This is a genomic window from Streptococcus sp. DD11 (assembly GCF_001578865.1).
Taxonomy (GTDB): domain Bacteria; phylum Bacillota; class Bacilli; order Lactobacillales; family Streptococcaceae; genus Streptococcus; species Streptococcus panodentis.
This window is the reverse complement of record NZ_KQ969392.1, coordinates 210,872-213,331: the sequence shown is the minus strand read 5'-3', so window position 1 is coordinate 213,331 and position 2,460 is coordinate 210,872. Positions and strand designations below refer to the sequence as shown.

At 50.5% G+C, this 2,460-nt stretch carries 4 protein-coding genes; 1 reads left to right on the top strand and 3 read right to left on the bottom strand.

All coding sequences use genetic code 11. The features are described 5' to 3' along the window. Window positions 1-364 (top strand): histidine phosphatase family protein (locus tag STRDD11_RS14025; RefSeq protein ID WP_241209268.1); only part of this gene is annotated, 364 nt, incomplete at its 5' end. Window positions 365-458: 94 nt separating this feature from the next. Here STRDD11_RS14025 and STRDD11_RS01020 read toward each other — a convergent pair. From STRDD11_RS01020 to STRDD11_RS01010, 3 genes are all read right to left on the bottom strand, one after another. Next, window positions 459-932, bottom strand: coding sequence for a hypothetical protein (locus tag STRDD11_RS01020; RefSeq protein WP_164828330.1), 474 nt, complete (start codon window positions 930-932; stop codon window positions 459-461). Next, the gene (locus STRDD11_RS01015) at window positions 913-1,824 is read right to left on the bottom strand and encodes a phosphodiester glycosidase family protein (protein WP_128834490.1); all 912 of its coding nucleotides are present in this window, start codon (window positions 1,822-1,824) and stop codon (window positions 913-915) included. Before STRDD11_RS01015 ends, STRDD11_RS01020 begins: the two co-directional genes overlap by 20 nt. Then, window positions 1,821-2,460 (bottom strand): GtrA family protein (locus tag STRDD11_RS01010; protein WP_206512667.1); only part of this gene is annotated, 640 nt, incomplete at its 5' end. The genes STRDD11_RS01015 and STRDD11_RS01010, both read right to left, overlap by 4 nt.

Genomic DNA, 2,460 nt, shown 5'->3' with positions numbered 1-2,460 from the left:
GGAATGGCATTTCGGCCTTTTTGAGGCCCAGCCTGAGCGCCTGCAGCCAACATTTCGGCCGGGAGCGGTGTCCTTTGAAGATCTCTTTGTCCCCTACGGCGGAGAAGATGCAGAGCAGGTTGGCGAGCGCATGCTGCTTACTCTGACTCAGGTCATGGACAAGGCCGACCGGCAGGAGCCGACTCTGGTCGTCAGCCACGGCGGGGCCATGTGGGCCTTCTATCTCAAAGTTGCGGCTCAGGCTCTGGATTCCAAGGTCCGCTTTGGCAACTGTGCCATCTGTCATTACCAGTATGATCAAGGCCATTTCAAGCTGGTCCAGGTCATCGATCCCCTGACGGGCAGTGTCTATGAGTGTGAATGAAGAAGCAAATCTTCCTAACTGTTCAGAGTAATGAATGGTCAGAAGGATTACCATTACATTAAAAACCTCAGAGAAAAATCTGAGGTTTTTTGCTTTATACTTGACTGTAGCTTTCACGCCGGCTTAGTCTTTCACCTTCTTTTTTGCTGGGAGCCGGCTGGGCAGGTACTTCTGCATTCCACACGCTGCGCGTAAAGAGCATGCTTAGCAGGGCCAGAGCTGCAAAGGCGATACCGACATACCAGTAGGGCATGTCCAGAGTAGTGGAGCGGCCGGACAGGTTGACAATGCCGCGGAAGAGCACACCGGCTGTAATGACCGCTACGGCTGAATTCCAGAGGTTGAGGCTGAGACGGGACAGATTGGGAATCAGCTTCAGCAGCAGGAGCAGGACGGTGCCGCCAATCACAGGTACTGCAAAGAGATAGTGCATGTGGACAGAAGTTTCGCCAAAGCTAAAGGATTCGTAAATCCTGCTGAAAGCAAAGAAGAAAATGCTTAGAATGATGTAAACGATGGCTGTTTTTCTGAAACGTTTTTTGCTGGGATTAGTAACCGATGTAGACAATGTCACTCACCGACCTTTCTGAGATAGTATTTCCATTGGTCGTAGGCTTGTTAATGACCTGACCATTAAAGTAAAGGGTAGAAGATCCGCCGCCATCCAGATTATAGGCAGTGGTTGCGCCGTAGGATTTCATGACTTCGGCCAGCTGATAGAGCGACAGGCCCTCGCTTTCAGAGGTCCGGCCGTCGGATACCACGATGATATAATGGTTTTCATCAATGATGCCGATAGCTGTCCGCGGATTCGAAGACATGGACTGGCCGACTTCGGAATTGGTAGAGACGGTGATTTCCCCGTTTTCTACCAGAGATGGGCCGAAGGCCAGAAGGTTGACCACCCCGTCTGCGACCAGCTGGTCGGCAGAGGTTTCATTTTCATAGACGATTTTAAAGGAGCCGTCTTTGTAAATGGCCAGATCTCCATTGCTGGCATCCTCTCGGACAGTATCCCGGTAGACCACGCCGTTGCGGATGACATAGCCGGTGGAGTTGGCCCCGTAGTAGTCTCCGTTAACAGCCAGAATGGCGTTGTTGTTGGCTGCTGTTTCAGAAGTCTTGGCCGTGACATTGGTCCCATAGGTGTTTTGGGCAAAGGCCGTTTTCAGATATTCTGAAGAGCTGACCGTTACGTCGGCAATGTAGACCTGCGTGTTGCTGACAGTTTTCTCTGTGATGGAAACGGAGATATTGTCATCCTGATAGCTGCTATCGGTCGTCGTCGCTGTCTCGGCGGCCTTGCTGGCTGCTTCTGTATTGGAAGCTGATGCCGTGGTAGAAACCGTTGAAATGGTCTCAGCGATGACAAAGGTCTTGAGCATGGAGTAGCTGAAAGAGCCGGTCAGCAGCAGCCCCAGAATCGAGGCGTAGACATAGCGTTTTTTTAGGAATTTCATGATGCGGTATGTGTCCTTTCTTTGAAAATAAACTTTTTTTGCACCAGCCAGGAAAGGGCAAAGAGCAGCATCCCCACGATGATTTTCACAAGGAGGAGATTGAGGCCGAAGACGGCGTAAAAGAGCCGAATCAGGAGGGTGTCAAGGATAAAGAGCCCCAGAGCTAGGCTGAAATAGCCGGTGCCGGTTTTGAGGATGCTGTCTTGGTTTTTAAAGACCAGCTTTTTGTTAGTTGAATAGTTGAAAATGGAGCTGGTGACGCGGGCAATGCCGTTGGCCAGCAGAATCCTCAGGCTAATGGGCACGGCTGCCAAGAAGAGCAGTGCCAGAGCATAGACGATGTAGTCTACGACAAAGCTGCTGAGAGAAGTCAGCGCGAATTTGAAGATATTTTTGTAAATCATGAGTCCATCCCGAACGGGTCTAAAGTGCGAGCCCTCATTGTCATTGATATAAACCGTCTCAATGGGCACTTCCAAAATCGGGTATTCCTTGGAAGCTTCAAGGAGCATGTTCATCTCATATTCATAACGCTGACCTTCTACCTGCATCATGAAGGGAATCATATTGGTCGTAAAGGCCCGCAGCCCAGTCTGGGTATCTGAAACGGCGACCCCTGTCTGAAGCTTAAAGAGA

What these genes read in the sequence shown, in the direction of transcription:
- STRDD11_RS01015 (WP_128834490.1), bottom strand. Translation starts at nt 1,824, where the DNA reads ATGAAATTCCTAAAAAAACGCTATGTCTACGCCTCGATTCTGGGGCTG.